At 70.7% G+C, this 22,628-nt stretch carries 21 protein-coding genes; 10 read left to right on the top strand and 11 right to left on the bottom strand.

Translation table 11 applies throughout. The annotated features are described in order from the left end of the window. Positions 1 to 430 precede the first annotated feature (430 nt). A complete protein-coding gene (locus CCN37_RS33925; RefSeq protein ID WP_086828891.1) occupies positions 431 to 1,552 on the top strand; it encodes an HNH endonuclease signature motif containing protein in 1,122 nt (373 codons plus the stop codon). Here the strand turns inward: CCN37_RS33925 and CCN37_RS33920 are convergent. Genes CCN37_RS33920 through CCN37_RS33905 form a run of 4 tightly spaced genes read right to left on the bottom strand, consistent with a single transcriptional unit; the run spans position 1,549 to position 4,092 of the window. Beyond that, on the bottom strand, positions 1,549 to 1,935 hold the full coding sequence (locus CCN37_RS33920) for a VOC family protein (protein ID WP_246843478.1): 387 nt from the start codon (positions 1,933 to 1,935) through the stop codon (positions 1,549 to 1,551). The genes CCN37_RS33925 and CCN37_RS33920 overlap by 4 nt on opposite strands. An 8-nt stretch (positions 1,936 to 1,943) precedes the next feature. Beyond that, positions 1,944 to 2,519 carry a maleylpyruvate isomerase family mycothiol-dependent enzyme gene (locus CCN37_RS33915; protein WP_086828887.1) on the bottom strand — a complete coding sequence of 192 codons (576 nt, stop codon included), beginning with the start codon at positions 2,517 to 2,519 and terminating at the stop codon, positions 1,944 to 1,946. After that, positions 2,516 to 3,769: an RNA polymerase sigma factor gene (locus tag CCN37_RS33910; protein WP_086828884.1), complete on the bottom strand. Its 1,254-nt coding sequence runs from the start codon at positions 3,767 to 3,769 to the stop codon at positions 2,516 to 2,518. The genes CCN37_RS33915 and CCN37_RS33910 overlap by 4 nt, the downstream gene beginning before the upstream one ends. After that, entirely contained in the window at positions 3,766 to 4,092 is a 327-nt protein-coding gene (locus CCN37_RS33905) for a YciI family protein (protein WP_086828882.1), read from the bottom strand. Before CCN37_RS33905 ends, CCN37_RS33910 begins: the two co-directional genes overlap by 4 nt. Before the next feature lie 231 nt (positions 4,093 to 4,323). Here CCN37_RS33905 and CCN37_RS42115 point away from each other — a divergent pair, with 231 nt between their 5' ends. The 4 genes from CCN37_RS42115 to CCN37_RS33890 all read left to right on the top strand — a co-directional run bounded on the left by CCN37_RS42115 (position 4,324) and on the right by CCN37_RS33890 (position 10,087). Continuing rightward, a complete protein-coding gene (locus CCN37_RS42115; RefSeq protein WP_256388098.1) occupies positions 4,324 to 4,446 on the top strand; it encodes a hypothetical protein in 123 nt (40 codons plus the stop codon). Then, on the top strand, positions 4,443 to 5,630 hold the full coding sequence (locus CCN37_RS33900; protein WP_168200993.1) for a YcaO-like family protein: 1,188 nt from the start codon (positions 4,443 to 4,445) through the stop codon (positions 5,628 to 5,630). The genes CCN37_RS42115 and CCN37_RS33900 overlap by 4 nt, the downstream gene beginning before the upstream one ends. 25 nt (positions 5,631 to 5,655) lie before the next feature. Continuing rightward, a complete protein-coding gene (locus tag CCN37_RS33895; protein WP_086828877.1) occupies positions 5,656 to 7,050 on the top strand; it encodes a TfuA-like protein in 1,395 nt (464 codons plus the stop codon). 73 nt (positions 7,051 to 7,123) lie between these two features. Further along, positions 7,124 to 10,087: a BTAD domain-containing putative transcriptional regulator gene (locus CCN37_RS33890; protein ID WP_086828898.1), complete on the top strand. Its 2,964-nt coding sequence runs from the start codon at positions 7,124 to 7,126 to the stop codon at positions 10,085 to 10,087. On the opposite strand, the gene CCN37_RS33885 is transcribed toward CCN37_RS33890, so the two are convergent. The 3 genes from CCN37_RS33885 to CCN37_RS33875 are packed head-to-tail and all read right to left on the bottom strand — an operon-like array spanning position 10,058 to position 13,266. Continuing rightward, positions 10,058 to 10,579: a DUF6314 family protein gene (locus tag CCN37_RS33885; RefSeq protein ID WP_246843477.1), complete on the bottom strand. Its 522-nt coding sequence runs from the start codon at positions 10,577 to 10,579 to the stop codon at positions 10,058 to 10,060. The genes CCN37_RS33890 and CCN37_RS33885 overlap by 30 nt on opposite strands. After that, complete coding sequence (locus tag CCN37_RS33880) at positions 10,576 to 11,889, bottom strand: NAD(P)/FAD-dependent oxidoreductase (RefSeq protein ID WP_086828875.1); 1,314 nt, start codon at positions 11,887 to 11,889, stop codon at positions 10,576 to 10,578. The genes CCN37_RS33885 and CCN37_RS33880 overlap by 4 nt, the downstream gene beginning before the upstream one ends. Beyond that, positions 11,890 to 13,266, bottom strand: a complete 1,377-nt coding sequence (locus tag CCN37_RS33875) for a serine/threonine-protein kinase (RefSeq protein WP_086828873.1) — start codon at positions 13,264 to 13,266, stop codon at positions 11,890 to 11,892. Positions 13,267 to 13,276: 10 nt separating this feature from the next. Between CCN37_RS33875 and CCN37_RS33870 the strand changes: the two genes are divergently transcribed. Next, positions 13,277 to 13,900: a hypothetical protein gene (locus CCN37_RS33870; RefSeq protein ID WP_143261935.1), complete on the top strand. Its 624-nt coding sequence runs from the start codon at positions 13,277 to 13,279 to the stop codon at positions 13,898 to 13,900. A 55-nt stretch (positions 13,901 to 13,955) separates the two neighbouring features. On the opposite strand, the gene CCN37_RS33865 is transcribed toward CCN37_RS33870, so the two are convergent. After that, positions 13,956 to 16,979, bottom strand: a complete 3,024-nt coding sequence (locus CCN37_RS33865; protein ID WP_143261934.1) for a S8 family serine peptidase — start codon at positions 16,977 to 16,979, stop codon at positions 13,956 to 13,958. A gap of 63 nt (positions 16,980 to 17,042) precedes the next feature. Between CCN37_RS33865 and CCN37_RS33855 the strand changes: the two genes are divergently transcribed. Genes CCN37_RS33855 through CCN37_RS33845 form a run of 3 tightly spaced genes read left to right on the top strand, consistent with a single transcriptional unit; the run spans position 17,043 to position 18,870 of the window. Next, the gene (locus CCN37_RS33855) at positions 17,043 to 17,588 is read left to right on the top strand and encodes a biotin transporter BioY (RefSeq protein ID WP_086828865.1); all 546 of its coding nucleotides are present in this window, start codon (positions 17,043 to 17,045) and stop codon (positions 17,586 to 17,588) included. Then, positions 17,588 to 18,268, top strand: a complete 681-nt coding sequence (locus tag CCN37_RS33850; protein WP_086828863.1) for an energy-coupling factor ABC transporter ATP-binding protein — start codon at positions 17,588 to 17,590, stop codon at positions 18,266 to 18,268. Before CCN37_RS33855 ends, CCN37_RS33850 begins: the two co-directional genes overlap by 1 nt. After that, a complete protein-coding gene (locus tag CCN37_RS33845; protein WP_086828861.1) occupies positions 18,262 to 18,870 on the top strand; it encodes an energy-coupling factor transporter transmembrane protein EcfT in 609 nt (202 codons plus the stop codon). Before CCN37_RS33850 ends, CCN37_RS33845 begins: the two co-directional genes overlap by 7 nt. Here CCN37_RS33845 and CCN37_RS33840 read toward each other — a convergent pair. After that, the gene (locus CCN37_RS33840) at positions 18,857 to 19,267 is read right to left on the bottom strand and encodes a hypothetical protein (protein ID WP_086828859.1); all 411 of its coding nucleotides are present in this window, start codon (positions 19,265 to 19,267) and stop codon (positions 18,857 to 18,859) included. The two genes, CCN37_RS33845 and CCN37_RS33840, sit on opposite strands and share 14 nt — an antisense overlap. A gap of 100 nt (positions 19,268 to 19,367) precedes the next feature. Between CCN37_RS33840 and CCN37_RS33835 the strand changes: the two genes are divergently transcribed. Continuing rightward, positions 19,368 to 20,963: a CocE/NonD family hydrolase gene (locus tag CCN37_RS33835; RefSeq protein ID WP_086828856.1), complete on the top strand. Its 1,596-nt coding sequence runs from the start codon at positions 19,368 to 19,370 to the stop codon at positions 20,961 to 20,963. Here the strand turns inward: CCN37_RS33835 and CCN37_RS33830 are convergent. Beyond that, entirely contained in the window at positions 20,935 to 21,534 is a 600-nt protein-coding gene (locus tag CCN37_RS33830; RefSeq protein ID WP_168200992.1) for a TetR/AcrR family transcriptional regulator, read from the bottom strand. The two genes, CCN37_RS33835 and CCN37_RS33830, sit on opposite strands and share 29 nt — an antisense overlap. 218 nt (positions 21,535 to 21,752) lie before the next feature. Continuing rightward, on the bottom strand, positions 21,753 to 22,628 hold the full coding sequence (locus CCN37_RS33825) for an ABC transporter ATP-binding protein (protein ID WP_086828852.1): 876 nt from the start codon (positions 22,626 to 22,628) through the stop codon (positions 21,753 to 21,755).

The raw sequence follows: 22,628 nt of genomic DNA, 5'->3' as shown, positions 1-22,628 counted from the left end.
TGGAACTCCCGTGAAGTTGTTCTCGGCTTCTTTTGCGTTGCCGGGGAAGGGAGTTCGGTCTGTTTCTTTGCCGAATGATCCGCGGGTTTCTGTTTATGCTGTGACGTTGGGGTAGGTGTTGTCGCTGGTACCGGCGTCTCGCGCCGGTACCAGCGGTGGGTCGGGTACGGCTGGGCTTCCAGCTTGCGCCGGTAACAGCGCGGGGTCGGCTTGACCTGGGAACCCCTTGCGCGTGCCCCTGGGCCTTACAGGGGCACGGGTGGTGAACCCGGCCCTCGCGCAAGCGTATGGCACGCGCACCCCAGGTAAAGCCGACCATTCCAGCCGCGCGTTCCGTTTCGCGGGGGTTGCGTTTTTCGGACGTGGTGGGCGCCCGGGAATTCATTCTTTAGGGCCATGATCGACTATTATTTGCGGGTAGAATCGAGGTATGACCCTCGATGAGTTGTTGGTCGAGGTTGAGGCGAGTCACGCTGCTTTGTGTCATGCGAAAGCGAATCTCGCTTCGGCCTTGACCGCGTTCCAGAACGCTGCCGATGATCGTGACTACCGCTACGTCCAGAATGAGGTCGCGTGGGCCTTGCATATCTCCCGGCGTGGCGCTGACCGCATCCTGTCCACTGCCCTGGAACTCACCGAGCGCCCGTTGGTGCTCGCGGCTCTGTCGGCGGGGGTGATCGATGAGGGCAAAGCCCGACTCATCGTCGACCAGGTCAGCGTCCTGAAGGAGCCGCAAGCCTCGATCGCCGAGGCAGATCTCCTGGCCTACGCCCCCACCCGTACCTACACCTCGGTGCGGCGTCGTGCTCAGACGTTGATCCACAAGCTCGACCCGAAAGCCGCCGAGCGTCGTCACGAGGAGAAGCGCAAAGACAGGTTGGTGTGGAAGACCAACCTCGACGACGGCATGGCCGAACTCCGCCTGGCGTTCACCGCCCACGACACCGCGATGGCCTACGACCACATCGACAGGATCGCGCGCAGCCTCCCTAAAGACGACCGAACGTTGGACCAGAAGCGGGCGGATGTGGCGCGGGATTTGTTGCTGGGCTTGGACACTCCGGCGCCGCAGGGGCAGACGATGGTCTACCTGACCATGCCGGTGACCGCCCTCCTCGGTCTCACCGATGACCCTGGGATGCTGGCGGGATACGGGCCGATCCCGACGAGTGTCGCGCAGGACATCGCCGCCGGTGGCATCTGGAAGCGGATCTTGACCGACCCGGCCACCGGCATGGCAGAAGAGGTCAGCGACACCTATCGGCCGTCGGCGAAGCAGCGGGAGTTGATCAACGCCCGCTACCCGAGGTGCACCGCGATCGGATGCCAACAACCGGCACAACGCTGCGACGTTGATCATTGCCGCCCCTACGACGGAACCAACACCACGATCCGAAACCTGCGGCCGAAGTGCAGGCACCACCACAACATGAAGACCCACTCCAACTGGCGGTGTGAGAACCGGGACGACGGCAGCCACGTGTGGATCACACCCAGCGGCAGGGTGCACGAAACGGAACTGGAACCCATCGCGGACCCAGCACCGTTCTAAGGCGCGGTGGTGACCATCCAGGCGTGACCGTCCGGGTCGGTGAAGACGGCGGCGTAGCCCCACGGTTGGTGAGCGGGTTCGACGATCAGATCGGCGCCCGCTTCGGCGGCGCGGCGGATGAGGTCGTCGAGCGCTTCGGGTGAGGCGGTACTGAGGTTCAAGAGGCACTCGGTGCTGCCCGAGGGGGCGAGGGGGCGGCCGCCGAGCACCCAGCGGAAGCCGTCCTGGGGGACGAGCATCAGGCGGGCGCCCTCGGCGAGGTCGAACTGGAGGGGTTCGGGGAGACCGTCCTCGGCCAGCGGGCCTACGGGGGTGAGGCCGAGGCCGCGGTAGAAGCGGTGGGATCGGGCGCGGTCCTGGATGGGGAGGCTGACGATGAACACGGGGGTCCTCAGATCTCTCGGCCGCAGACGAACAGCAGCAGGTCCTGGGCGGGGGCCGACCTCGGGGTGCCGGAGCCCAGGGTCCAGTCCAGGTCGGTGGCGCGGAGCTGGACGCCGTCGAGGTCGACGCCGAAGTACTTCGCCTTCTTCCCCGTCATCCCGCCGAGCACCGCGCGGAGCCGGTCGAGCGGCACCTTGCGGTCGACGCCGAGCGCGACGGTGATGTCGAGGCCGTGGACGACGTCGTGGGACAGGGCGCCCTCATAGCCGTCACCCGGGGGCTTCCAAGGGTGGTTCACGTTGTCGCGCAACGAGGCCAGCAAGTCCTTTGTGGACAGAGATGCGGCGTCGGCCTTGGCGCGGTTGTCGGACATGCGGGTGAAGTTGCCGCCGGAGCGGGCGAGGTGGAACAGAAAGCGCGGCAGCGGATAGCGGTAGGCCATGGTGATGTGGGCGACGACCTCGCGGACGCGCCAGCCCGCGCAGAGCGACGGGGAATCCCAGTGGTGCTCGGGCAGATCCGCCAGGAGCTCGATGAGGTCGGTGCGCTCGGCGGCGATGGCGGCGCGGATGTCGGTGGTCATGGGGTGTCTCCGGCGTTCTTCGAGACCTCGTCGAGACGCCTCGCGAGGTAGCGGCGTTCGGTGTCGGTGGTGGTCAGCGCCAGGGCCTCGCGGTAGGCGGAGGCGGCCTCGGCGTCGCGGCGCAGTCGGCGGAGCAGATCGGCGCGAGTGGCGGGGAGCAGGTAGTAGCCGACGAGCTCTCCCCTGTCCCGCAACGCTTCCACCAGGCGAAGACCCACGGCGGGACCGTCGGCCATGCTGATGGCGACGGCGCGGTTGAGCTCAACGACCGCCGACGGCGCGATCCGGGCGAGCTGGCCGTACAGGGCGGCGATCTGCGGCCAATCGGTCTCCTCGGCGGAGTCGGCCGTCGCGTGGCAGGCGGCGATCGCGGCCTGGATCTGGTACGGACCGGGCCTTCGGCGGCGCAGCGCGGAGTCCAGCAGCTCGACGCCCTCCGCGATGGCCACCCGGTCCCAGCACGCGCGGTCCTGCTCCTCCAAGGTGATCAGCTCCCCGTCCTGGCCGGTGCGGGCCTCGCGGCGGGCGTGGTGCAGCAGCATCAGGGCGAACAGGCCGAGCGCCTCGGGCTCGTCCGGCATCAGCTCGGCGAGCACCCGGGCCAGGCGGATCGCCTCCCCGGCGAGATCCAGCCGCAGCAGGTCCGCGCCCGCCGTGGCCGCGTAGCCCTCGTTGAACAGCAGGTAGAGCACCGCGAGCACGGCGGGCGTGCGCTCGGGGAGCAGGTGCGCCGGTGGGACCCGGTACGGGATACCGGCGTTCTTGATCTTCTGCTTCGCTCTGGTGAGCCGCTTGGACATGGTCTGCTCGCCCACCAGGAACGCCCTGGCGATCTCGGCGGTACTCAGTCCCGCGAGGGTCCGCAGTGTCAGCGCGACCCGCGCCTCCGGGGCCAGGGCCGGGTGGCAGCAGGTGAACATCAGCCGCAGCCGGTCGTCGGGGATCTCGTCGGGTACCTCAAGGAACTCGGTGTCGTGGGCCATCGCGGCGGCCTCTCGCAGTTTGGCGGCACCCACCGCGGCGCGGCGGAGCCGATCGGTGGCCCGGTTGCGCGCGGCCGTGGTGAGCCAGGCTCCGGGACTGCGCGGTACTCCGTCCCTCGGCCAGCTCTGGAGCGCGAGGGCGAACGCCTCCTGCGCGCACTCCTCGGCCAGGTCCCAGTCCCCCGTCACGCGGATCAGGGTCGCCACGACCTGGCCCCACTCGTCGCGGAAGGCGCGCGCGAGGACGGCGGGGATCTCCTCGGTCACGGGAACTGGATCAGCGGCCGGATCTCGATCGTGCCGTAGCCCGCCGCGGGGTGCTTCGAGGCGATCTCGATGGCCTCGTCCAGGTCGGCGCACTCGATCAGGCAGAAGCCGCCGATCTGCTCCTTGGTCTCGGCGAAGGGCCCGTCGGAGAGCACGAGCTGGTCCTCGCGCACCCGCACCGTGGTCGCGTCGGTCGGCGGGCGCAGCCCCGCGCCACCCCTGATGACACCCCTGGCCTCCATCTCCTCCGACCAGCCGCCGCAGCCGTCCTGGGCGTGCTCGGCCGCCGACTCGTCCCCGCAGATCAACAGCATGTAGTGCACCGCGTTCTCCTCATCTCGTGACTCCACCCCACCGACGAAGGGGACCACCCGGAACGGACACCCGCTCGGGAAAAGAACCGTAGTTCGGCCGTAGCACCCCGGCACACCGCAATGATCATGGCCCTGACCAGCACAAACAATAACTCGAAAGAACCTTGCGTTGTCAGCGGCGTGCCAGCGGCCGCTGCCATCCTGATCGGGCAGGACAGCGCGAAACCCCCAGGAGTGAAGATGGACAGGATCGTCGTCCCGAGTGCGCAGGAGCTGGCTGGCGAGCTCTCCCGGTGGGAGCAGGTCCACGAGAGCCCGGCGCCGCGGTGGGACGCCCTGGCCGCCGAGCACCCGGGTTGGTGAACGGTCCCGAGGGGCGGGCCGGTGGCGTCACCGGCCCGCTTCGGAGCAGCACCACGACCACCGGTCCGGCTCACCACAGTCCCCAGCGAACGCGCACCCCAGAGCAGACGCTGGACTGGCTCTCCCCCGCGCTGCGCACGGTCGGCATCACCCGTCTCGCCGACCTCACCTGGCTCGACGAGATCGGCATTCCCGTCTACCAGGCCGTTCGTCCGAACGCCTGGCTGGTGTCGGTCTCCCAGGGCACGGGTCCGACCAAGGCGGCGGCCAAGGTCCGCGCGGCGGTGGAGGCCATCGAGCTGTGGCACGCCGAGCACGTCGAGCCGGACCTCCCCGAGGCCGAGGCCGGGGCCGCCGCCCCCGGTCTCGGCTATCGCATGCGGGACCTGGACAGCTCCCCGCGCAGCTGCCTCAACCCCGCACTGCGGCTCAGCTGGAACCGCGCGCGGTGGCTGGACGGCTCCGGCGAGACCCAGGTGCCCACCGCCTGCCTGCGCCTGGACGGGCGGGTCCGCCCCGAGTGGGCGCCACCGGCGTTCGCGGGCAGCACCAACGGTTTGGCCGGTGGCGACACCCTGGACGAGGCGATCGGCCGAGGCCTGACCGAGGTCGTCGAGCGCGACGCCGTCGCACGGCACCAGCACGGCGGTGTCCGCCCTCCTCGCCTTCGACTGGCCACTGTGGACGGTGCGGCGGCCGGGTTGCTCGCGCGATTCGCCGACGCCGAGGTCGAGGTCGTCGTCGAGTTGCTGGACGGTCCGTGCGGCATCCCGTGCTTCGGCGCACGGATCTTCAGCGAGACCTTTCCCGTCTACAGCCGCGGTCACGGCTGCCACCTCGATCCGCAGATCGCGCTGTGCCGCGCGCTCACCGAGGCCGCCCGGTCACGGGTCACCTCCATCGCGGGCACGCGCGACGACATCGGCAAACCCTCCTACCAGCAGACCAGCCCCTTCGCTGTCCTGCGCGACCGGGAGGTCTCCGTCTCCGGCGCCGAGCGCGATTTCGGGACTGTGGCGGCGTTTCCAGTGCACAGCCCAGCCGAGGACAACGCCCTGTTGGTGGAACGGATCACCACCGCGACCGGTGTGTGCCCGCTCGTGGTCGACCTCACCAGGCCCGAACTCGCGGTCCCGGTCGCCAGGGTGATCGCGCCGAGACTGCTTTCCCCCCACCACCTCTGACGACGACCGAGCCAGGGAGGCGAACGTGGCCGAACGCGTGCTGTTCGTGGGCCCCACCCTGCCCGACGCCGAGAAACTGCTGGCGGGCACGGGAATCCGCGTGCTTCCGCCGATCGCGGCATACGACCTGTTCCAGCTCGATCCCAGCCCCGGCGACGTCGTCGGGATCGTGGACGGCCACTTCCACCACTCGCGGTCGATCACGCACAAGGAGATCCTGGTGATGCTAGACCGGGGTGTGCGGGTCCTGGGCGCGGCCAGCACGGGGGCGTTGCGCGCGGCGGAACTGAGCACCTTCGGGATGACCGGCATCGGCGAGATCTACGACGACTACGCCTCCGGACTGCTGGAGGCCGACGACGAGGTCACGCTGCTGCACAGCCTGCCGGAGCACGACTACCGGCCGCTTTCGGAGCCGCTGGTGAACATGCGCGCCACCCTCGCCGCTGCCGAGCGCAAGGGATTCTGCTCCGCCGCCACTCGCGGGCTGCTGCTCGACGCGATGGCCGATCGCCCCTATCCCGCGCGTTGCTACCGCGCGATGTGGGCGGTGGGCCGCGATCTCGGCGTCGACGGGGATGAACTGCTCCAGCTCGCCAGCTTCGTCGACAGCGGCGCGGTGGACCAGAAGCGCGCGGACGCGGTGCTGCTGCTGGACATCCTGCGCGAAGCTGACTTGCCACCCCGGAAGCCGATGGGTGTCGAGCTGAGCAGGACGCTGTTCGTGCACGGGTGGGAGCTGGAGAACAGGGGCGAGGTGGAGGAGAACACCTCGACGTGGATCAGTGACCTGGCCGCGCTGCGCGTCTGCCAACTGCTGGCAGGCGACTACCCGGCGCTGCACCGCGAGCTGGTGCTGGGCTGGCTGGCGGAGGACTGCCGACGCGAATGCCGGTTGCCGCAGGCGGGGCGGCCCTCGGAAGCTGTCGCCGTCGACCACGGCGAGCACCGCGGCGTCTACCGGATCGACTCCGCGACGCAGGAGGTCTTCCTCGACGACTGGCTCACCGAGGCCGAGCGCGGGCTGGCTCCGCGAGAGCAGCTGGCGCTGTTCCTGGTGCGCAGCTTTCGCGTCGCGCCGTCGCTGCCGTGGGACGAGCTCGCGCTGAAGGCGTTGCGGGGGACGCGGTCGTTCGCGCGGGCGCGACAGCTGGCCGCCTACGCGAGCGGGGTCAACGCGAAACTGGCCCAGCGCGACCACTCCTTCCACGTGGACCGGATCGCGGAGAAGCGGATCACCGAGGACACCGCGCGGCGATGGGGCGTCCCGCTGTCGAACCTGGAACTGGCGGCGCTGGACCGGGGCTTCGGCTCCGTCGAGAACGCGCTCGCTTCGGGCCGCTACGTGCACCTACTGGCCAAGTACAACCCGAACGAGGTGCGTTTCGAGATGAGACCGGAACCCGCTCGCACGCACTGATGCCTCTAGTCTGTCCGTCACCACGGTCGCGGGACGGCGGCTTGGACGGCGAGAGTGCGGGGTGTTGGACGCGGTGGATCGGGCTGCGCGGAATTCGCTCGGTCCGCGGGTCCAGCTCTGGAGAACACGAGCGGGATTCACGCAGACCGAGGCCGCCGCCGCCGCCGGGATCAGCGTCGCCGGGCTCCGGGACCTGGAGCAGGGCCGCATCTCCCGCCCCCGCCCGGCCACGTTGCGCAGGCTCGCCGACGCCTTCGGCCTGTCCCCCGCCGAGGCCACGGAGTTGTTGCGGGACACCACATCGACCACCTCCGGGATCGGCGTCGGCATCCTCGGACCGCTCGTGCTGCGGATCGGCGAGGACGTGGTGGACCTCGGTTCCGCGCCGCAGCGGACCCTGCTCGGCGTGCTCGCGCTGAGCCCCAACACACCGGTCTCGCGCGACGCGCTCGTCGAGTCCGTGTGGGGGCACCGCCCGCCGCCGAACGTGGTGGAGATCCTGCAGACCCACATCTCGCGACTGCGGCGGAAGCTGACCTCGGACGGCCCGCAGCTGGCCGCGACGCCCGGTGGCTACCAGCTCACCGCCGCCCCCGACCAGCTCGACCTGCTCGCCTTCCGCGCTCTGGCGGCCGAGGCGCGCGCGGCGCGGGAACGGGTGGACGTCCCGGGCGCGGCCGAGGCGTGCCAACGGGCGCTGGCGGTGTGGCGGGACGCGCCGCTGGCGGATCTTCCCGCGCTGCACAGCCATCCCGGCGTCGCCGAGGTCGTGCTGGACTGGCAGGCGCTGGTGCTGGAGTTCGCCGAACTGGCCGCGGAGCTGGGCGAGGACGAGCGGGCGCTGGCCCCGCTGCGCAGGCTGGCGGCGGCCGAGCCGCTGGCGGAGGCGGTGCAGGCGCGGCTGATGCTCACCCTCGCGGCGAGCGGACGTCAAGCCGCGGCGCTGGCACTGTTCGACGAGGTACGCCGTCGGTTCGCCGAGGAACTCGGTGTCGATCCCGGCCCGAAGCTGACCGAGGCGCACCAGCGGGTGCTGCACAACCGCGCCAGCACGCCGAGTTCGGCCTCCGCCAGCGCGCACCGGCAGCTGCCCCCGGACATCGGCGACTTCACCGGGCGCGCCGCCGAACTGCGGTGGCTCACGGAACTCGGTCCCACGGGGAACGCGCTCCCACTCGTGGCGATCGAGGGCATGGCCGGGGTGGGCAAGACGCGGCTGGTCGTGCACTTCGCGCACCGGCTGGTCGCGGCGGGGCGCTATGCCGACGTCCAGCTCTACGTCGACCTGCGCGCGCACTCCGACCAGCCGCCCGCCGACCCGGCGGTGGTGCTGGCCTCGTTCCTGAACCTGCTCGGCGTTCCGGGGGCCCAGGTACCGAGGGACCTGGACTCGCGTACCGCGCTGTACCGGGACCGGCTGCACGGCAAGCGGGTGCTGGTGATCCTGGACAACGCCGCCGACGAACGCCAGGTCCAGCCACTGCTGCCGGCCAGCCCGGACAACCTCGTGCTGGTGACCAGCAGGCGGCACCTCGCGCTGGACGGCGCCGCCACGCTCGCGCTCGACCTGTTCGCCGCCAAGGACGTCACGGCGCTGCTGACCACGATCGCCGGTGCCGGGCGGGTGGAGGCCGACCGCGCGGGCGCCGACCAGGTCGCCGAGCTGTGCGGGAGGTTGCCGATCGCGGTGGCGCTGGCCGCGCGCAGGTTGCAGAACCGTCCTTTGTGGACGTTGAGCGATCTCGCGGAACGGCTGCGCGCCTCCGGCGACCGGCTGGGGGAGCTGAGTTCCGGTTCGCGGGGACTGCGTGCGGTCTTCGACCTGTCCTACCGGGCGCTGGCACCGGAATCGCAGCGGTTCTTCCGCCTGCTGGGCGTGCACCCCGGTGACGACGCGACCGCCGAGTCCGCGGCGGCGCTCACCGGGACGGACCCGGAAACCGCGCGGCAGCGGCTGGAAGAGCTGGTCGACGAGCACCTGCTGACGATGGTGACCGCGCGGCGCTACCGGCTGCACGACCTGCTGCGCGAGTACGCCGCGGAGCACGCGGGCGAGCAGGAGCGGCGTGAGGCGGTCGAACGCGTGCTGACCTGGTACCTCTACGCGGCGGACTCCGCGCGGGAACAGCTCTTCCCGCTCTTCGTCGACATCGAACTGGACGCATCGCCTCGGCCGGGGCACGTGCCGGTGCACGACAGCGACGAGGACGCCTTCCAGTGGCTGGCCGACGAGCACGCCACGCTCGTCGCGGGTGTCGGGGTCGCGCTGACCGAGGGCTTGCACCGCGTCGCGTGGCAGCTCCCGTTGGTGCTCAAGCACTATTTCGAGCGGCTGAGCAACTACAAGGACTGGATCACCACCGGGCGCGACGCGTTGAAGGCCGCTCAGCGCATCGGCGACCGGCAGGCCGAGGCGATGGTCCGCAGCCTGCTCGGCGTCGCGCACGGCCAGTTGGGCGAGATCGACGTGTGCGTGGAGTACTTCACCGACTCGCTCGCGCTGCGCCGCGAGGTCGGTGACGTGCACGGAGAAGCCCGCACGCTCGGCAACCTCGGTGTCGCGCACACCAACCGCGGCGACTACGAGGACGCGACCGGCTACCTGAAGCAGGCGTTGGAGCTGAGCAGGCGGACGGGCAACCAGCACCTGGAGATCCGGATGCTGAGCAACCTCGGCCGCGCGCAGATGGTGAGCGGTGCCGTGGACGACGCGATCCTCTCGTTGGAGACGGCGCTGCGTCCGGCGCGCGCGGTCGGTGACGTGGTCGGGCTGATCGCGGTGCTGCACAACCTCGGCGAGTCGTTGCTGCGCGCCGGGCGGCACGACGAGGCGCTTCCGGTGCTCACGGAGTGCCTGGAGGGCTACCGCGACAAGCACTTCCGGCTCTACGAGGCCGAAGTGCTCGAACTGCTGGCGCAGGTGCACGACGCCTCCGGCGAGGCCGATCGCGCGCAGGAGCACTGGGGCGAGGCCGTGGCGATCCTGGAGGAGCTGGGCCACCCCCGGCTAGCGGAGGTCCGCGCGCACCTGCGGTAGCCGGTCGTAGGTGGTGTGCATCGAGTAGTCCTTCTTCGGGCCGCGCACGCGCATGTCGACGGTGAAGCGGTCCGGCCCGTCGAAGCGGTAGTGCCCGGTGTAGAGGTCCTGGTCGCACAGGTGCTCGTCGGAGGCCTCGGAGCCGTCCAGCCGGAGCGTGTGCATGGTGCGACCGAACTCCGGCGGCTCGACGAAGCAGACCCTGATCCGGTCGTGCTCCAGCAGGTAGTGGTACTCGCGGCTCACGTCGTGGTGCTGTCCGGTACCGAGTTCCAGTCGGCCCTCCTCGCGGTAGAGGAGCAGGTCCGGCCGCAGCGGGCGGAACTCGGCGGTCCCGGTCACCGAACCGGTACCGGGGATCGCCCGAACCAGAGCCCATTTTCCTTGCAGGGAAAGAAAAAGGCGTCCTTCAGGCGTGGTGGTTCCCGTGCTCGACCCCGCAAGCGGGTCTTCGGTGTTCATGCTCGACTCCGCAAGCGAGTCTTCGGTCATTGCTGGCTCCCGGCGGTTCGTCGCGCCACCGATGCTATCTCGGCCGAGGCGACGTCCGGGGCGGCGCCGGGGCCGCGCAGCCGGTAGTGCGCGGGGATCAGCGGCCCATCCGGTACCGGGTTCGGCAGGACACCGAGTTCTGCGGCGAGGCGGTCCGCCATGCCCACGTAGTCGCCGTGCGGGAACTGCGGGCGCGGGCGCAGCTGACGGATCTCGCGCTGGCGCAGCAGTCCGGCGTCCATCCCCGACGGTGTGGGCAGCGCGCCGGTCAGCACGGCCGCCGCCCACCGCGCCTGCAGCTCCACCACGCCGAAGTACGGCCCCCGGTACAAGCCGACGAACGCCGCGTCCGGGAACTCCGGGTGGAAGGTGCATTCGTGCAGCAGCAACGGCTGCCGCGGGTCCGCCGGGTCGTGGCCGAGCGCGGCACGTTGCTCGGTGCTCAGGTAGGGCAGTTCGAGGCGGTGGCCGGTGCACTCGATCACTCCGTCGCAGGGCAGGCGGACACCGGTGTCCAGCACGACCGCGCCGGGTTCGCGCCGCACCGCCCGGCCCGGCTCCATCCGTAGTGCTCCCGCGCGCAGTACCTCCGGCACGAGATCGGATACCACCAGGTACGGAGGCCCATCGGAGTCCGGGTCGATGCGCAGGCGCTCGTCGAAGTCGCCCGGGTTCAGCGCGATCCGCGAGAAGCGGCGGTTGGCCTCGACCAGGGACAGCTTCGGCCGACCGCGCCGGTAGCTGACGAGGTCCCACGGCACGCCGTCGAGGTAGCGCGGCAGCAACCACATCGGCCGACTCGCGACGGCGATGACCTCGACCCCGTCCGCCGCGAGCTCGGCGGCGATCTCGGCCCCGGAGAACGCGGCGCCGACCACCACGACGCGCTTGCCCCGGTACCGCGCCGGGCCGAGGTACTCAGTCCCGTTTGGACCGAAGGCCCCAGAGGCGAAGACCACACCGTCGAACGGCTCGCCGTTGACGACCGAGCCGACCACCGTCGTGACAGCCACGCCGAGCCGCAGGTGCGCGGTCAGCTCGAACCGCTCGGCGTACCGGTGCAGGTAGGCGCGCACGTCGTCGCGGCAGGGGAAGTCCGGCGCGTCGTCCGGCCACGGGAAGTCCGAGAAGCAGCAGCTGTGCTTGGACAGGTTCGTCGACATTCCCGGCCACGCCAGCCCGCCCGTGCGCCAGACCCCGCCGATCTCGTGGCCGCGTTCGAAGACCACCGGCTCCGCGCCCGCCGCGAGCAGTTCCTTGGCCGCGACGAGACCGCCGGGGCCAGCGCCGACGACAGCGACACGTGGCACTCAGCGCCGCCCGAGCGCTACGGAACTCAGTACCTCCTGGAACGCTGTCACATTGTCGGCGGATTGTTTGACCTGGACCCAGATCTGCTGCCCCGACAGCTCCAGCAGCGCGTCCGCGACGAAGGCGACTCCGCAGCGCCGGATGTGGACTGTGCGCATGCCGACCACCTCGGGCTGCTTCACCGCGACGGCGACGCATCCCGGCTTGGCGGTCTTGGCCTCGAAGTCCTTGGGCGCGAGCACGGCCTGCGGCGGCAGCACCCCGGCGAAGACTCCCGCCCTCGGGTCGGCGGGGGCGGGGAACGCGGCCACCGACTCGGCGACGACCAAGCCGGGCCACCGGCCGGGTGCGAGCCCGAGCAGTACTGGGTCCCATCCGGCACCGGCGGCCTCCCCCGCCCACGCCCTCGGCACGCGCAGGCTGACGGTCTTCGTGCTGTCACCGACCTCGACGACCTCGGATCGGGTGAAGTACCAGGTGCCGACCGCGACGCCCGCGAGCACGAGCAGGGCGACCGGGATCGGCCACCTGCGCCGCTTGGGGGCGAGCAGTCGCTGGAGGTCCGCGACGAACTCGCCGACGTCGCCGTACCTGTCCGAGGGCTTGGGTGCGAGGGCGCGCAGCACGGCGGCGTCCAGCCCTGCCGGGAGATCCCGCGCGACGAGGCCGGGCCGCGACGGCTCGGGGCGGTCCGCGATGTCGATGATCGCGTTGTTCTCGTAGGGGTTGCGGCCCGTGACAGTCCGGTACAGCAGCGCTCCGAGCCCGTAGACGTCCGTGCGGACGCTGAGCGGCTCGTCCGCACCAGCCTGTTCCGGTGCCATGTAGGCCGGAGTACCGCCGATCATGGTCAGCGTCGAGGCTTCGCTGAGCAGCTTGCCGAGTCCGAGGTCGCCCAGCAGCACCCGGTCCCTGCCGTCCGGTCCCGAGCGGAAGAGCACGTTCGACGGTTTGACGTCGCGGTGCAGCACGCCGTCGGAGTGCAGGGAACGCAGTGCCAGCCCGATCTCCACGGCGACCTCGACCGCTTCGCGCCACGGCAGCGGTCCCGTCGCGACCCGGTCTTCGAGCGTGCCCCGGTCCCCGTAGGTCATCACCAGGTAGGGCCGTCCGTCCGGCAGTTCGCCGATGTCGTGCACTCGGACCACGCGGTCGGACTCCGCCCTGCGCAGCAACCGCGCTTCGGCGAGGAACCGTTCGTGCACGTCCGCCGAATCGAGCCACTCCGACGAGAGCACCTTGATCGCCACCGTCGAGTCGAGCGCGTCGTCCCGCGCCCGCCACACCGAGGCGAACGCGCCGCCCCCGATGCGCTCGACCACCTCGAATCGGCCTATCCGCCCCGGCACCGGCATGCCCGTATCATGCCGGTTCATGGGTGGGGGCGTGTCACGTGGAGCGGTGTTCGGCGCGTTCGTGCTGCTGTTGTCCGCCTGCGGCGGCCCCGCGGACGTCGGCGGCCCCGCAGTCCCGATGCTGCCCGCGACCGCCGGCGTGTCGTCCTCTGCCGCTCCCGCTACGTCCTCCCCCGCGATCGCGCCCGGCTACGCCCAGCGCAACTGGTTCGCCGAGGCCACTCCGTCCACGCTCGTGATGGCCGTGCCCGCCGGGTGGGCCGAGCGCGTCGGCGGCGCTTACTGGTCCGACTTCACCGACCCCGCCAAGCGCGTCCGGCTCCGCGTCGACATCACCGGTGTCTTCGGCCGCGCCCCGATCCTCAGCGCTCGGGCCATGGCCAACCGCCACATCTCCCGGGTCGACGGCACGCCCGGCTACCGCGCGGTCTCCGAGCGAACGCTGCCGAAGAGCTCTTTCGGCGACGCCAACCTGGAGCTCGTCTACCGCTACCTCCGCGACGGCGTGGAGATCGAGGCGACCTACCACTTCACCGGCACCGCCTCGATCACCAACCTGGAGCTGAGCGTCCACTACCCGATGGCCGACCGCGACGCCGCGCTGCGCGTGCTCGACACGGCCGAGAAGTCCGCTGCCTGGCTCGGGCGCAACTAGTGCGGGGTCGGCTCGCCAAGCCAAGCCGACCCCGCACTGGAGACAACCCCCAGGACTACGCCACCGTGTAGGCCCCGATCACGGTCTGCTCCAACGAGTTCCCGTCTTGGTCAACAGCCTTGACCCGCAATGACACCGGCCCGACCCGGTTCACCACGGACACCGCGCCGTCGACCACCTTCACGGCCTCCCACTGGCGCCCCTCGTCGAAAGACACCTCGACAGCCAGCGAAGCGTCCACGCGACCGACGCCATTCCTGTGCACAGAAACAGGAATCGAGAACTTGCCAGGCCGCGCGCGGTTGTGCGCATCGACGCCGGGTGCGAACCGCACGCCCAGTAGCGGCAAGTCGGAGACGCCGTGCGCGGAGCGGAAGGTCCACTGCGCGTTCACCCGAGTGGACGTGACCTCTAAACGGTACTGAGAAGCCTCGGGGGCCACGGAGAACTCGGCCCAGCCGGGGAGCGGGCTGGAGGCGACGAGCACACCGTCGCGGTACAGCTTGGTGGTGCCGGTCTCGTCGTCGATGAAGCCTGCTTGGTGCTCGTTCTGCCCACTGGCCAAGGGAATTCTCATCTCCATGACGTCACCGACGCGCCCGGCGTACTCACCGGGCTCGCCCTTCGGGAAGGCAGGACCGAAGACGGCGGTGTTCCACCGTTCCTCGGTCGGCTTGGTGAAGACGCGGGGAACAGCGGCGATCTTCGTCGTGCCAGCCTCGAAGAAGTTCGTCCACGGGACGCCTGGCGTGTAGAACTCGGTGAGGGTGAAGGGAAGCGGGGCCTTGATCGCGTCCTCGCGAACACCGATCTGGCCGGAGCCGGTAGCGGCGTGCGAACCGCGGACGGCGACCAGCGAGCGGTCCGGGACGTGCTGCGTCAGCTCCTTGGGCACGACACCGTCGCGGACCATGCGGACGTTGTACAGGTAGGGGCTGCGTTCGAAGCCGCCCTTGCCATCGGGCTCGGCGAAGCGCTGCTCGACGGTGAAGGTGAACTGCCCCGGCGGGGCGGAGGTGGTGGACGGGCGGACGAAGGTCTTGCTGAGGTCCTTTTCGAGGACGCCGCCGACGACAGGGTCCGATGCGGACGTGCGCTGGAACTGGACGTCGGCCCGGAACTCCTTCGCGGAGCGCTTGTCCACTGTGGACCCGACGGGCTTGGCCTCGCGCGCGTCGAACACGAGTTCGGTGTTCTTGTCGAGCACCACGGTGGGCTCGGCGAAGAGCGAGGTCTCCTCACCCCACGTCGTGGCCTGGAGGAAGTACCGGCCCTTGGGCAGCCGGACGACACCCTGTTCCGGCTGGTACGCGGTACCGCGGTCGAGGTCGTTGAGGTAGATGGAGGAGTTCGTGGCGCGCTTGCCCTGCCGATCGAGGACGTCGAGCTTGAGGTCGTAGCTCTCGACCTCGCGCGTCACTCCGACCGGCGTGCGCACGGCGACATCAGCACCGGTCGCGACGAGGGCACCGCCGTAGCGGCCGTCCTGCGCGGACACTCGGGTGTCGACCGTCAGAACAACGCCGGCCGAACCGCGCGCGGGCACGGTGATCCGTCCGGGGTGGACGGCGAACATCCCCGCGGGAGCACGCACATCCGGAGCCAGGTCGAGCACGACCGGGGCGGAACCGGAGTTGTGGTAGGTCACGGTGGTCTTGCTGGGCTCGTCGTCGCCGTGCGGCCACTTGGCGATGCCGTTGTGGATGCTCGCGGGCGTGGCGTGCACGGTCTGGGTGCTGGCGCGACCGATGTCCAGGCGCCCGGCGCCCTGCTGGTGGACGGCGAGCTTGGCGTTGGGGCGCGCGGTGCTCATGAGCGCGGCCTTGATCCGGTCGGCGCGCCAGTCGGGGTGCTGCGCGGCGACGACCGCGGCGGCGCCAGCAACGTGCGGTGCGGCCATGGAGGTGCCGGAGAGGCGCGCGTAGCGGTCGCCGACGGGTTCCTCGGGAGTGCTGTTGCGAGCCCTCGCGGCGACGATCCCGACACCGGGTGCCGTGATGTCCGGCTTCAGTCCGTCATCGCCGGAACGCGGTCCCGTGTTGGAGAACGACGCGAGCGCCTCGTTGGCGTCGACGGCCCCCACGGCGAGCGCGGCGTCGGCGACGGCCGGGCTCATGACGGCTTCGGCCTGGCCCGCGTTGCCGGTCGCGGCGACGAACAGCGCGCCGGTGCGCTCGGTCAGCTGGTTGACCGCGAGCGACATGGGGTCCTTGCCGTTGGTCGGCGGGCCACCGAGGCTCATGTTGACCACGCGGGCGCCCTGCGCGACGGCCCACTCCATCCCGGCGATGATCGCGGACTCGCTGCCACCACCGCCGTCGTCGAGCACCTTCGCGTTGAGCAGCATGGCGTCCGGGGCGACGCGCGCCGCAGTGGACGCGACGTGGGTACCGTGACCCTCGCGGTCGTCAGTTCCAGAAGCCGAGCCGGAGAAGTCCTTGGCCCCGGCGATCCGCCGCGCGAGGTCGGGGTGTTCGGCGTCCATTCCGGTATCGAGTACCGCGACGGTGGCGCCCTTGCCGGTGTGCCCGGCCTTCCACGCGACCGGGGCGCCGATCTGCACGGTGCTGCGGTCGAGCGCGGCGCGCACGGGCGCGTCCAGCCACACCCGCGAGCCCGCCAGCCCCGACCACGTCCGCGCGGCGTCGGCCTTCTTGGCGCGCACGGCGAGCCCGCCGATGCTGGGCAGCTCGCGCTCGGCCCTCGGCAGCGCGCGGGCGACCGCGGGCTCGACGATGAGCGGCAGGTCGGGGCGGGCGCGGTCGTCGAAGCCCATCGCGACCAGGCGGCTCACGTTGAACAGCCGCCGGTCGAGCCGCCCGGAGCGGACCGACTCGGCCACGTCGACGGGCACGACGACGCGGTCGCCGCCCTTGTCGGTGCTGTGCAGGAAGCGGATGTGGTCACGCCCCGGAGCTGGGCGAACGGTCACGCCGCCGTGCTCGAGCTGGACCCGGTCGCCGGTGACCAGTGTCACCGACGAGGTGGACTGCGGCGCGGGCGCGGCATGCGCCGGGAGGGCTACTACACCGGTGGCGACCGCCGCGACCACCAGGAACACCGCGTGCTGTGCTTTCACATGCTGCTGTGACGCCGCTTTCGCCGAGTTGGTTGGGCGCCGCCCACGAAGCAAGATGTCCCCATGCGGACCAAGGACCTGGTGCACGTGGCGTTGTTCGCCGCGATCGTGGTGGTGCTCGCGCTGTTCCCGGCGGTACCGCTGCCCTTCGTGCCGGTACCGATCACCGCGCAGTCCTTGGGCGTGATGCTCGCGGGGTCGCTGCTCGGCGCGCGCAAGGGCGGGCTCGCGCTGCTGGTCTTCGTGGCGCTGGTCGCGGTGGGCCTGCCGGTGCTCTCCAGCGGCTCGGGCGGGCTGGCGGCGCTGCTGCGCCCCTCCGGCGGTTTCGTGCTGAGCTGGCCGATCGCGGCGTTCGTGATCGGCTGGCTGACCGAGCGGGTGTGGAACCGCTACAACCTCGCGTGGGCGCTGCTGTGCAACGCGGCGGGCGGGATCGTGGTGTCCTACCTGATCGGCGTGCCGTTCCTGGCGGTCGCGGGCGGGCTGGACCTGGGGACCGCGCTCACCGGCTCGCTGGCCTTCGTGCCGGGCGACGCGGTCAAGGTGGTGCTCGCCTCGATCGCGGGCGTGACCATGCGCCGTGCGTACCCGCTGGTCAAGGCCCCCTGATGTTCCTGTTCGAGGACGTCGAGCACGGCTACGACGAGCGGCGGGTGCTGCACGGGATCTCGGTGGAGCTGACCGAGCGGCGGATCGCGGTGATCGGCGCGAACGGCTCCGGCAAGAGCACTTTCGCCAGGCTGCTCAACGGACTCCAGGTGCCGACGTCGGGGCGGGTGCTGGTGGACGGCCTCGACACGCGCTCCGAGGGCAGGGCGGTGCGGCGCAAGGTCGGCTTCGTCTTCCAGGACCCGGACGTGCAGATCGTCATGCCGACCGTGGCCGAGGACGTGGCGTTCGGCCTCAAACACCGCGGTCTGTCCAAAACGGACACTGCGGCGCGGGTGGCGGAGGTGTTGGCGGAGCACGGGCTCTCGGAGCTGGCGGAGCGGCCAGCGCACCTGCTCAGCGGCGGCGAGAAGCAGCGGCTGGCGATCGCGTCGGTGCTCGCGCTCGAACCGGAGTGCGTGGTCTTCGACGAGCCGACCACGATGCTGGACCTGAGGAACAAGCGGCGCACCACCAAGGTGATCGCGGAGCTACCGCACCAGGTCGTCGTGGTCTCGCACGATCTGGACCTGTTGTCGGACTTCGACCGCGTGCTGGTCTTCGACGAGGGCCGGATCGTGGAGGACGCCCCACCCGCGCGGGCGATCCCGGCTTATCTCGACCTGATGGCGCCATGCTGAGCCTGTACCGCCCGGGAACCTCTGCGCTGCACCGGCTTCCGGTTGGCGTGAAGCTCGTTGTGCTGCTGCTGAGCGGAATCGGGCTGTTCTTCGTCCCGAACCCGTTCGTGCTGGGCGGAGTTCTGCTCGTCGTGGTCGGCATGTGGAGCCTCGCGCGCATTCCGCTGCTGGAGCTGCTGCGGCAGTTGCGGCCGTTGGCGCTCGTGCTGGTCCTGCTCGGTGTCGCGCAGGTGTTGTTGCTGGGCTGGGTTTCCGCGATCGTGGTGCTGCTGCGGCTGATCGCGCTGATCCTGTTGGCCACGGTGGTGACGATGACGAGTCGCACCGACGACATGATCAGCACCCTGGAGCGCGCCGCGAGCCCGCTGCGGATCTTCGGACTGCGTCCGCACCGCATCGCGTTCGTGCTGTCGCTGACGCTTCGGTTCATCCCGCTGATCAAGGAGAAGGCCGACGAGATCCGCACGGCGCAGCGCGCACGGGGCGTAGAGCGCTCCTCGCTCGCACTGCTGCTTCCGTTGCTGGTCAAGGTGTTGCGGATGGCCGATCACATCGCGGAGGCACTGGACGCGCGCGGCATGGACGACGCTAGGGATCGATGACCGAACGCACTACCGCGTCGAGCACTTCGTCCCCGCTGACGTGGCCGACCTCGGCCGGGATGTTCTCCTCCATGCGCTGGAAGGCCGCGTAGTAGTTGCGGTCGAACTCCTCGATCAACCGGGTCACCCAGCGCTCGGCGACGAAGTTCTCCTCGATGACCTCCACCTGAACGCACGCGGCGAGATCGCGTCTGCCGTCCGCGGCGAGCAGGCCGACCAGGTCTTCCAGCGCGTCATCGGAGTGCTCGATCAACCTCCGCACCGCCAGCAGGTAGGCGCGCGCTTCGCGAACGGTCTGCAACACCTCGGCCAGTTTGAGTGCGATCTCCGCGCGCAGCTCCGCTCGATCCGACCCGGCAGGGCAGATCGGCGGCTCGTACACCGGTTCGCACGCCATGAGACCGAGTACCTCCGGGGACCGGTTCCCAACCAAGGGGAACCCGAAACGCCTAATCGCCCAGTGGTCGAAAACCGAACGGAACCGTACCGTTCACGGCATGAACCTGGTGAGCCACCTGGCGCAGAGATTGCTTCGACTGCCTCCGCCGATCACCCGGGACGTCGAGGTCACCAGGGACGTACCGGTCACCATGCCGGACGGCGGAGTGCTGCTGGCCGATCACTGGCGCCCCGCCGGGGCCGCACTGCCGACGCTGCTCATCCGAACGCCGTACGGCCGCAAGGGTTTTGGCGGACTCTTCGCCAGGGTGTGCGCCGAGCGCGGCTTCCAGGTCGTGATCATGAGCGTGCGCGGGACCTTCGGCTCTGTCGGGGACTTCAGGGCGATGCGCCACGAGCGCGCCGACGGACTGGCCACCATCGAGTGGATCACTGAGCAGCCGTGGTTCGACGGCACGCTCGCGCTGGCCGGGCCCAGTTACCTCGGCTACACGCAGTGGTCCGTCGCCGCCGGCGCGCCGCCGCAGGTGAAGTCGATGGTGCCGCACGTGACCTCGTCGCGGCTCGCGCTGGCGTTCCTGCCCCGCGGCGGGTTCGGGCTCGACACCTCGCTGCGCTGGTCGGTGGCGACCGCGCGGCAGGAACGCCGTTTCAAGGGGTACCGCGAGAAGTCCGTGCGCGAGGCGATGAACAGCCTGCCGATGGGCGAGGCCGATCTGCGCGTGCTCGGCGAGCGGTGGCCGTTCTACCAGGACTGCGTGCACCACGACAACGAGGACAGCTTCTGGAAGGAGTGGGACCACAGCCCTTCCGTCGGCGAGGTCACCGTTCCGGCGAGCCTCGTCGCGGGCTGGGAGGACATCTTCCTGGCCGACCAGATCGCCGACTTCGTCGCGCTGCGCGAGGCCGGCCGGGACGCGCGCCTGGTGATCGGTCCGTGGCAGCACGGCTCGCTCGCCGGATTCGGTGTGGCGGCAAGGGAAACCGTCGAGTGGTCCGGTGCGCACTGCCGCGGCGAGGAGCCGCCGCGTCGCGCTCGGGTGCGGCTTTTCGTTGTGGGGGCCGAGGAATGGCGCCACTACGACACCTGGCCGCCGGAGGGCTACGGCGCGCGGGACTGGCACCTGCACGGCGGTGGCGCGCTCAGCACCGCCGCCCCGCGGGCCGCCGAGCCGTCGCGCTACCGCTACGACCCCGCCGATCCGACGCCGTCCGTGGGCGGGCCCATGCTCACGCGGCGCGGCGCGGGCCGCAAGGACAACCGGGCCCTCGAAGCGCGCTCCGACGTGCTGACGTTCACGACCGAACCGCTCGCGGAGGACCTGGAGAGCGTCGGCGAGGTCGGCGCGCGGGTCTGGCTGAGGTCGAGCAGGCCGGACACCGACGTGTTCGTGCGCCTGTGCGACGTGTCCCCGCGCGGGCGCTCGGTGAACGTCTGCGACGGCCTGGTGAACGTGCGGCCGGACGGGGTGACCCGCGTCGAGGTCGCGCTGACGCCGATCGCCTACCGCTTCCCGCGCGGGCACCGGCTGCGCGTGCAGGTCTCCAGCGGCGCACACCCGCGCTTCGCCCGCAACACCGGCAGCGGTGAGCACCACGCCGTCGCGCGCGAGCTGTTCGCCGCCGACCAGGAGGTGCTCCACGATCCCGAGCACCCCTCGGCGATCACGCTCCCTTGCCCAGCAGGGGGATGACCAGGCCGTCGACGACGCGGTCCACCAGCGCGTCGTCGACCTCGTCGTTGGTCGTCATCAGGCGGAGCAGGAAGATCGCCGCGGGGAGGTCGGCGAGCAGGCCGACATCGACCCCCTCCGGCACCTCCCCGCGCTGCACCCCGCGCGCCAGGATCGTGTGCAGCAACGGCTCCTGCTGCTGGGCGATGCGCTCGGCGTACATCCGGGCCATCTCCTCGTCCCGGCGACCGCCCTCCATCAGCCCGAGCAGGATGCCGCGCGTGTACGGCGTCTGCGCGCGCACCCAGGACCGCAGCAGCTGCCGGATGTCCTGCGCCACCGAGCCCGTGTCCGGGTCGGCGTGCGGCACCTCGTTGATCTTGAGCGCGTCCAGGATCAGCGCCGCTTTGACCGGCCAGTACTGGTACAGGGTGGCTTTGCTGGCGCGGACCCGTTTCGCGATCAGGTCCATGTTGAACCGCTCGTAGCCCACTTCGGCGAGCACCGCCAGCGTCGCGGCGAAGATCTCCTGCTGCCGCTCGGGATCGCTGAGCGGGACCTTCCTCGGCCGTGGCACAACGGGTTCCGGCACGCGCGCTCCTCCCCGTGGGCCTGCGATGATCGCAGCAGGGTACCCGCCCGCCGCTGGGCTCGACCTTGTGCGGTCGCCCACCCGCCCGCCGAGCCCTGAACGACCCGTTTGGCGCGTTGAGCGCACCGAACGGGTCGTTCAGGGCTTCCCAGTACCCGAATGACCCGTTCAGGGAGTTGAGGTACCTGAATGAGTCATTCAGCTGCCGGTGAAGGCGGTCAGCCCTGGGTGGCGCGGTGGGTGGCCTGGGATTCGCGCTCGGCGCGTTCGGCGGCCAGGAAGCGGGCGGCGGCGCCTTCGGGGTCGGACTGGACGCGAGGACGGGCGCTGCCGCCGCCGTGCAGCAGGCGGGCGGTCTCGGCGCGCAGGGCGACGAAGGCGTCGGACTCGCGGGTGGTGATCTGGTCGCGCTCGGCGGGCAGGTCGACCTTGAGGTCGGCGACGACGGTGGCCGGGGACTTGGACAGCACGAGCACCCGGTCGCCGAGGTAGACGCTCTCGTCGATGTCGTGGGTGACGAGCAGGATCGTGGTGTCGTGCTCGCGGCGCACGCGCAGCAGCAGGTCCTCGAGCTCGAAGCGGGTCTGCGCGTCGACGGAGGCGAAGGGCTCGTCCATCAGCAGCAGGGCGGGCCGGTAGGCCAGGGCGCGGGCGATCGCGACGCGCTGCTGCATGCCGCCGGAGAGCTGCCACGGGTACTTGGCGCCCGCGCCGGAGAGGCCGACCCACTCCAGGGCCTGCTCAGCGCGGGAGCGGCGCTCGGCGCGGGAGGTCTTGCGCTTCAACGGGAACTCGACGTTGCGCTGCACGGTGAGCCACGGGAACAGCGAGCGGCTGTAGTCCTGGAACACCACGGCGAGGTCGTCGGGGACGCCGCGCACCTCGTCGCCGTGCAGCGCGACGCGGCCGGTGCTGGGGGTGATCAGCCCGGACAGCGAGCGCAGCAGGGTGGACTTGCCGCAGCCGGACGGGCCGACGATGCAGACCAGTTCGCCCGCGGCCACCGTGAAGGACAGGTGGTCGATGGCGGTGTGCTCGCCGCCCTTGGCGTGGTAGCGGTGGCCGAGGTCGCTGACCTCCAGCATCGTGCTCAC

The organism is Allokutzneria sp. NRRL B-24872 (assembly GCF_002155965.1).
Taxonomy (GTDB): Bacteria; Actinomycetota; Actinomycetes; order Mycobacteriales; family Pseudonocardiaceae; genus Allokutzneria.
This window is presented reverse-complemented; position numbering and strand designations above follow the sequence as displayed.